This is a genomic window from Sphaerisporangium sp. NPDC051017 (assembly GCF_040683095.1).
Classification (GTDB): domain Bacteria; phylum Actinomycetota; class Actinomycetes; order Streptosporangiales; family Streptosporangiaceae; genus Sphaerisporangium.
This window is the reverse complement of sequence record NZ_JBFBCI010000050.1, coordinates 57,377-64,557: the sequence shown is the minus strand read 5'-3', so window position 1 is coordinate 64,557 and position 7,181 is coordinate 57,377. Positions and strand designations below refer to the sequence as shown.

Annotated in this window: 9 protein-coding genes; 5 read left to right on the top strand and 4 right to left on the bottom strand. The window is 64.4% G+C overall.

Annotated elements, in window-relative coordinates; translation table 11 throughout:
• The first annotated feature begins 86 nt into the window (after nt 1-86).
• The 3 genes from AB0M95_RS30705 to AB0M95_RS30695 all read left to right on the top strand — a co-directional run bounded on the left by AB0M95_RS30705 (nt 87) and on the right by AB0M95_RS30695 (nt 2,564).
• Complete coding sequence (locus tag AB0M95_RS30705; RefSeq protein ID WP_363771995.1) at nt 87-218, top strand: SEC-C metal-binding domain-containing protein; 132 nt, start codon at nt 87-89, stop codon at nt 216-218.
• A 287-nt stretch (nt 219-505) separates the two neighbouring features.
• Nucleotides 506-1,723 carry an exonuclease domain-containing protein gene (locus tag AB0M95_RS30700; RefSeq protein ID WP_363771992.1) on the top strand — a complete coding sequence of 406 codons (1,218 nt, stop codon included), beginning with the start codon at nt 506-508 and terminating at the stop codon, nt 1,721-1,723.
• Between the two features lie 577 nt (nt 1,724-2,300).
• Complete coding sequence (locus AB0M95_RS30695; RefSeq protein ID WP_363771990.1) at nt 2,301-2,564, top strand: hypothetical protein; 264 nt, start codon at nt 2,301-2,303, stop codon at nt 2,562-2,564.
• 118 nt (nt 2,565-2,682) lie between these two features.
• On the opposite strand, the gene AB0M95_RS30690 is transcribed toward AB0M95_RS30695, so the two are convergent.
• Nucleotides 2,683-2,823, bottom strand: a complete 141-nt coding sequence (locus tag AB0M95_RS30690) for a hypothetical protein (protein ID WP_363771987.1) — start codon at nt 2,821-2,823, stop codon at nt 2,683-2,685.
• Nucleotides 2,810-3,289, bottom strand: a complete 480-nt coding sequence (locus tag AB0M95_RS30685) for an ATP-binding protein (protein WP_363771984.1) — start codon at nt 3,287-3,289, stop codon at nt 2,810-2,812. The genes AB0M95_RS30690 and AB0M95_RS30685 overlap by 14 nt, the downstream gene beginning before the upstream one ends.
• 324 nt (nt 3,290-3,613) lie before the next feature.
• On the opposite strand from AB0M95_RS30685, the gene AB0M95_RS30680 reads away from it, so the two are divergent.
• The gene (locus tag AB0M95_RS30680) at nt 3,614-4,858 is read left to right on the top strand and encodes a helix-turn-helix transcriptional regulator (protein WP_363771981.1); all 1,245 of its coding nucleotides are present in this window, start codon (nt 3,614-3,616) and stop codon (nt 4,856-4,858) included.
• 106 nt (nt 4,859-4,964) lie between these two features.
• Here AB0M95_RS30680 and AB0M95_RS30675 read toward each other — a convergent pair whose 3' ends face one another.
• Complete coding sequence (locus tag AB0M95_RS30675; protein ID WP_363771978.1) at nt 4,965-5,981, bottom strand: HNH endonuclease signature motif containing protein; 1,017 nt, start codon at nt 5,979-5,981, stop codon at nt 4,965-4,967.
• A 27-nt stretch (nt 5,982-6,008) separates the two neighbouring features.
• Here AB0M95_RS30675 and AB0M95_RS30670 point away from each other — a divergent pair, with 27 nt between their 5' ends.
• A complete protein-coding gene (locus AB0M95_RS30670) occupies nt 6,009-6,350 on the top strand; it encodes a nucleoside triphosphate pyrophosphohydrolase (protein WP_363771975.1) in 342 nt (113 codons plus the stop codon).
• 55 nt (nt 6,351-6,405) lie between these two features.
• On the opposite strand, the gene AB0M95_RS30665 is transcribed toward AB0M95_RS30670, so the two are convergent.
• Complete coding sequence (locus AB0M95_RS30665) at nt 6,406-6,999, bottom strand: GIY-YIG nuclease family protein (RefSeq protein ID WP_363771972.1); 594 nt, start codon at nt 6,997-6,999, stop codon at nt 6,406-6,408.
• Nucleotides 7,000-7,181 lie beyond the last annotated feature (182 nt).

Here is a 7,181-nt window from a genome sequence, read left to right as displayed (position 1 = left end):
GACAGTTCCCCGAAATTGTCCGTGCCTTCTTCCGGAAGCCGAACCTCGCCTACATAACTCAATAGATCGTCCAGATCAATCATTTCGTGTTAATAGATGGCCACATCGGACGTCGGTCAGAGCCAAAACGGAATGATCGTTGTCCATGCGGATCCGGCCACAAATATAAAGCTTGCGAGCTCCATCAATGGGGATATCCCGGGACTCCTCCAAACTAACCAAGGCTAGCGGAGTTGATGTCATGGTCGGCCGTCTCCCGGCAGGTAGAGCAGTAGACCACGGTCGGCGGTCCTCCAGGCTGCTAAGTAGCTTTAGCATATGGTGCCCAGGCCCCATGATTCACCTCAGTCGCTCACCGGATCTGTGGACCCGGTGAGCGACATAAATGAGCAACGCCATGGCGCTACCACCTCGTTACAGGCCAATCACATTTCGGTTGTTTATGTCATATACTTGGGCATGAAGTCAGATCTTCAGCTTAATGACATAACGGAAAGGGGATTCGATGGTTAACGGCCCGATTGGCTACGCGGTCATCGACCTGGAGACTACGGGCCTTCGACCCTCGTGGCATGACCGAGTAATCGAAATCGCCATAGTCCACCTTGACGCCACCGGGCGAGTCTCCGGTGAGTGGAGCACTTTGGTCAACCCAGAACGTGACCTTGGGCCACAACGCATCCACGGCATCGGCGCTGCCGATATCCGCCACGCTCCAACGTTCAAAGACATCGCCGGGACCTTGTCCAACTTATTACGGGGCCGCGTTCCCGTGGCTCACAACCTGTCGTTCGACTTAAACTTCCTTTCCTACGAATTCGGCCGCCTGGAAGCTCAGCCCCCCCTGCACGCCCACCTGGGTGTATGCACGATGGCGGAGGCAGCGCGGTTCCTCGCGCATGCTCCGCGGAACCTCGCAGGCTGCTGCGCTGTGGCCGACATTCCCCTGGACGGACACCATGACGCGCTCATCGACGCTCGTGCCGCCGCAGCACTCCTGCGCCACTACCTCGACCTGAGTCATCCAGTCGGTCCCTGGGATGCCTTACTCCATGCTGCTGCTCAGACTTCGTGGCCGACACTCCATGACACTGGAACTGCGTGGGTAGGCCGCGGCGTCTCCGCGAGCCGTGACAGCCACTTCCTCGCTCGAATCCTCGACCGTCTCCCCCGCGCGCCGCAACCCGTCCACGCGGACGAATACCTTGCCCTGCTTGACCAGGCGCTCCTGGACCGTCACATCGCTGCCAGCGAGGCGGACGCCCTGGTGGATCTCGCCGCGCAACTTGAATTGAGCCGAGCAGACCTGGACGAGCTGCACCAGGGGTACCTAGCTGCCATCGCAAGTGCGGCCCTCGCCGATGGCGTTGTCACTGCTACCGAACGCCGCGAGGTCGAACTCGTCGCAGACCTCCTCGATCTGCCGCCCGCAGCGGTCGACGACGCCCTTACCGCCGCAGCCGCGCACCCGTCCATCCAGCTGTCTCGTTTCCAGCTGGAGCCGGGTGATCTCGTCGTCTTCACAGGGGAGATGGACGGCGGACGAGAGAGTTGGGAACAGCGCGCCCGTGAGGCGTCATACATCCCCCATCCCAACGTCACTAAGAAGGTCCGTCTCCTAGTCGCAGCCGACCCCGATACGCTGTCCGGCAAAGCCCGAAAGGCCCGGAGCTACGGCATTCCCATTGTGACCCCAGATGCCTTCGCCCGCATGCTGAAATGAGCGCGTTGTTTACGCACCGTCATCCTCGATGCGAAGCTGCCGATCATAGGGAACGGACGTCGTTTCTCATACAGGAGGAAGACGGCGAGGGGCAGTTTTATGGTGTGGGCGCAGGTGTGAACCTCGCCAGTGCTAGCGGCTTACCCTACCGGCTGACGTCTCACCGCCGGCACTCGTGTCATTGCTGGTGTGCTCCCAGAACGGCGACGCGAGCTGCATCCGGACGAATTTCCGCAGCTGGCCGTCCAGCAGGAAGTAGTAGTTCTGCCGCAGACACTGATCTCCTCACCGCTCACCCCTCAGAACTCTGGACTAAGCATCATCACGCGGTTACAGACGGAGCTAGACTAGTTCTTCTCTACGTATTTCGGTCCGATCGAGGAGAACTTCGGCGTACGCGTGCACCCCCGCTCCATCGAGCGAGCGCTGGCCCGCTACCGGGAGCACTCCAAAAGCCGCCGCTGACCTGCCCGCCCGCGAGAACCTGAAGGAGGTGAACCCGTCCCCGCCCCTGTCCCTTCGACCTCACCCTGACTGCGCGGCTGCACTGCTCGCGGCTGCGGAGCCCGTAGTTATCGTGGATGCGCATGACCATGACGCGGCGGAAGGGCCAGCCTTCGCCGCTGGTCAGCCCGCGAGCGTTGAGGATGTCAGCGATCTCAGCGTGGGTGTGGTGGTCGAGCAACTCGTCGATCGCCGTGACGATCTGCTGGTCGGTCTGACGTTGTGCCCAGGCGGGTTTCGGAATGGGGACGGTGAAGGTGTGATCTTGATCGCCGGTGAAGCGGAGTCCGCAGGTTCTCCGACCGGCTTGAGCCCTATGGCACGACCATCCAGGTGAAGGAGTTCCGCGCCTACTTTAACAGCGAACTCGCCTTCTGAGGCGACACCACCTGATCTTCCGTGCCGCCCTGAGCCGCGCCCTCTCGTCGAGCGCAGCGGTAGCAGCCTTTGACGCGCTACGTGTTCGTGGCCAAGTCGGCGAGGAGGGTGGAGAGGACGAGCTCCTCCTCTACTCTTACGGCACGCCATGCCATCGCCTCGGCCAGGCAGTTGGTGTTCTCGTACCGGGGGTGCAGGGCCGGCTCATCGCCCAGCATCGTGAGTTTTGATCCGCCCATCTGCCGCCACGCCACCAGGTTCACGCGGGTCTGCTCGAACGATAGGGCGCGGTAGGTGGACAACGACGTGTTTGCCGCCCTCGGGTGTCGGTTCGATGGTGTGTCGGCCGCCGGCCTCCTCAGTCAGCAGCATGACCATGAGCAGCCCGCGGCCGCCGTCGTCGTTCGGGGCCGCTGGTATGCGGGGCAGCCGCGGGTGGGTGTCGTGCACGGCGATGGTGAGCCAGTGCGCGTCGGCGGCGAGCAGCACGGTCGCGGTGGGCGAGTGCGCGGCGGCGTGCTCGGCGACGTTGGCCACCAGTTCGGTGACGATCTGGCTCGCGGTGTACGCATTCTCCTCGTCGATCCCCCAGGCGGCGAGCATCTTGACCGTCTCATGCCTGGCCACCGGTACCTGATCCGCTCTCGAGATCACGGTGAAGACGTGGCTGACGCGGTGCTGCATCTGGATCCCCTCTGCCGGTCTGTGGAGCCGCTGTCGCGGGCGGCTGCCAGCGTCGGGGAGCAGGAGTCGAAGTCCAACATCGGAAAGTCATCGACACATCACATAGGGTTATGCCAGGTTGGCATGGTAATGGTGGCGGGTCCGCCGTACGGTGACCTGCCTGGGACGGCGGTGGAGGGGTGGCCGATGAGCGTGGGGCTGTGTCCGGGGTGCCGAGGGACCAGGTTGAGCCGGTACAGCCGTGACCCGGTGTGCGCGCCGTGCCTACGGGCGAGCCGGGGTACCCGTCCAGCCAACCCGGCGTGGCTGTGGGACTCGGCCCCGATGCGCGAGGTACTGGCCCGCGGCGACCTGCCGGCGTTCGTCGCGCTGATCCGCGCGGCCATGGGGCTGAGCCAGCTGGAGCTGGCGAGCCTGGTCGGCTGGTCGCAGAGCACCGTCAACCGCATCGAACACGGCGAGCGCGGCACGCTGTACGACGTCCGGGAACTGGTGCGGTTCGCCGATGCCATCGACATGCCCCGCCATGCCCTGCTGCCGTTGATCATGGGCAAGCCCGTGGCGATCGATGACTTTGCGGGAACAAATAACGACATGGATCTGGATCGGCGGCGTTTCACCGCAGTGCTGGCTGGGGGTTTCGTCGCGGGTATGGGGTGGGGCTCGGAGACCGTTCCTCGAAAGGTCGGTACCGCGCACATCAAGCACCTCAACGCCACGGTCGAGCGTCTGTCCGACGAAGACCAGCGAAGCGGCGGCGCGTTGCTGGTCTCCCCCGCGATGCACCTGCTCGGCCGAGTGCGCCGCATGCTGGACGAGGCCGTCTACAGCGAGGCGATCGGCCGCCGGCTGCTATCGGTCACCGGCAGGCTGAGCGTAAATTCCGGGTGGTTCGCGTACGACTCGGGAAACCAGGAACTGGCGCGGCATCTATACGGAGAGGCTCGCATTTTCGCCGACCACGCGGGCGACCAGGAGCTTCACGTAGAGGTTTGCTCGCTGCTCGCGATGCAGTCGGTGCGGTTCGGCCGGAAGAATCCGGGCCGGGCGCGGGAGGCGCTGCGCTTCGTGGCCACGGCGGAGGATGCGGCCCGGCACTGGGCCACCCCACGCATGTACGCCTTGCTGGCCCTTCGGGAGGCTTCCGCGCATGCCGTTCTCGGTGACGCCATGAGCTGCCGGAAGGCGATGGCCACCGCGTGGCGGGAGTTCGACCGAGGCCCACGAGAGGACGACCCGACATGGATCGGGTTCGTGAGCGAGGCCGAGCTGCTGAGCTTCGAGGGTCAGGCGGCCATGATGCTCGGCCGGCCTGCCGCTGCGGTGGACTGCTACGGGCGCTCGGTCGCGGCGTGGACCAGCGACCGGAACCGGACGTATGGCCGCGCCTGCCTGGCCGGTGCCCTACTGGCGTCCGGACAGAGGTCCGAGGCCCTTGCTGAAGGACTGAACTTGCTGACAAACGTGAGCGGCTCACGCAGGACGCTGGAGGAACTGGCTCCACTCCGCGACGTGGCCGGAGACTCCTCGGAGTTCGCCGAACTGTACGACCACAAGCTCGCCGCGTAACCGTACGGCCCACACGGAGGGTCGGCTCCCCGTCATCGCGATCGGGCGTCGCGATCCCCCAGATCGCCACGGGTGGATTTCCGGCCTCGAGGCACAGGCGGCGGCTTCATGAGATATGGGCACCTGCGGGTGGTGTCCAAACAATCGGCAGTAGTTCTGTCGCCCATTGGTAGGCGCGCTTGAGGGTGTGGTGTCGGATGGCCGCGGTTTCGCCGGTCTGGGCCATGAGTGCTTCACGTAACGGATGACGGGATTCGATGAGGTCGTTGTTGCGTTGTTCGAGCCACGGCATCCAGGTTTCGTGTGGTGCTCGGTCTTGCTTCGCCTGATTGCAGGGCTTACATGACAGGACCAGGTTCCAGATGGCGTCGACGTCGGGGCCGCTCCAAGGACGGGTCTTCAGCTTCCACGGCAGGACGTGCTCGACGACGGACCCGGTGGTGGCGTCCTGCGCCATGACCTGGTTGCAGTAGGCGCAGCGGCCGTCTTGATATCCGTTGAGGGCGGCGGCCACTCCGGTGACGCTCTTGCGGCGTTGCCTGGTCTGGAGCACCAGGTGCTGGGTGTCAGGGTCGTAGAGCAGCGGGGGGACCAGTACAGCTTCGGATATGCCGGTCGCCCACGCCGTCTCCACCAGCCGCCAACGGGCAGCGGTTTCGGCGTCGAGGTCCCGAGCGTGTACTGATCGGGCGAGTTCCAGGAGTGCATCACGGAGCACGAGCCCTGGGGCGGCGGAGTTCCTGCGCTGGTCTTCATAGAAGCACACCGGTGCCTGGCCGCCACCAATCTGGGGGAACGCGTCGATGACGTTGTTGAAGCCGAGTTGGACGGTTCGCCGGTGCAGTTCGTCACGGTCGAGTTCGCCTGCGTTGAACACGCGGCAGGCGTCCAGAAACTTGCTGCTGGCCGCGGTACCCTGCCGGGGTTGTCGGTGAAGTGCCTGGCAGAGTAGCTCCGCGTACCGCGGCGCTAGTTCCTCCAGCGTGACGCGATTGCGGCCGGTGGCGGCGACGTCCAGAAGCGTCGCTCCGAAGGCGAACTTGTAGGTGGCCGAGTTGGCGCCGTACAACACGATGGCACGCCATACGCTCTCACCGGTGACCACACCGCGTCGGTAATCCACATGAGCATTATGGGAAAAGTGGGACATTTGAGCCAGCAGCAGACGATCATGTACGGCAAGCTGGTCCGTGATCGCATCCCGGACATCATCGAGGCAGAGGGGTGCACGGCCGAGGTGCGCGTCCTTGACGAGTCGGAGCTGGTCCCCGCTCTGACAGCCAAGCTCGCCGAAGAGGCCGAAGAACTGCGCCAAGCCGAGCCCGCTGATCGCCTGGGGGAACTCGCCGACATCTACGAAGTGATGGCTGCCCTCGCCGAAACACTGGGATTCTCCGAGAGGCAGATCCAGGAGGCGGCAAGTCACAAGCGAGCCGAACGCGGCGGCTTCAGTCGGCGGCTGTGGCTCGACAAGGTGACATCAGCCGGGTGATCCCTGCCGATCTCCGGGAGTGTGATCCACGTACGACGAAGCCAAGGCGCTTTACTCAGTCTCCCTCTACCGGCAGCGAGCGGGCGAGGGTCCGTTGTCCGGTGCGTCTCGCGGAGAGCCGCTGATGGAAGGGACTGTGGCGGTTCTGGTCGAGATTGAGCGGCAGCACTAATGACCTGATGAGCTCGCCCTCAAGCTTCCAGGGGCTCTCCACGGCGGCCCAGACGACATGGGCGTGCCGAGCCATCCAATCGGTAAGCCGGGCCTCCCCCTCATGGCCGAAGGTCATGCGCTTGCCGTTGCCCACCCGACACAAGCCGATCCCCAGCTCGTCCGCGAGGAGACAGCCGAGGGTAAGGCGCAGGGTGGAACCCTCCGCGTTGCCGCGGTAGTGATAACGAACCCGGCTGCGGATGGTCTGCCGGCTCGGAGCACGTCCGTTCGTTGGCGGCGCCTTCGGCGAAATGCCGACGTAGAGGAGCACGGCACCGTGTCGCTCGTGACAGCCGTCGAGCGGAACCCCGGGCGGCGGCGACGTGAAATACCAGGCATAGACACCGGCCGCCGTCGGCATGGGGCAGTCCCGTGCCCGGATCTCCTCCGCACTGTAAAGCCGGGCAGGACGAAGCAGGGCGTCTTCCGGCGTCACAGGCAGCTCCCACCAGTCTTACCCGCAAGGCGCCGCTTTGCCCGATCTCGGGATCGTTTGATCACAAATTAGAAGAGTACGCGCAAGGTCCGCTACGGGATATATACGCAATGATCTTCGTCCTCGCAGAGACCAGTGCTACGCGAGAGTGGTTCGGCGACGGCCTGGCCACGGCCGAGATG

Coding starts and splice junctions, on each gene's coding strand:
- AB0M95_RS30700 (WP_363771992.1), top strand. CDS start 506: ATGGTTAACGGCCCGATTGGCTACGCGGTCATCGACCTGGAGACTACG.
- AB0M95_RS30690 (WP_363771987.1), bottom strand. CDS start 2,823: ATGCTGGGCGATGAGCCGGCCCTGCACCCCCGGTACGAGAACACCAAC.
- AB0M95_RS30685 (WP_363771984.1), bottom strand. CDS start 3,289: ATGCAGCACCGCGTCAGCCACGTCTTCACCGTGATCTCGAGAGCGGAT.
- AB0M95_RS30680 (WP_363771981.1), top strand. CDS start 3,614: ATGCGCGAGGTACTGGCCCGCGGCGACCTGCCGGCGTTCGTCGCGCTG.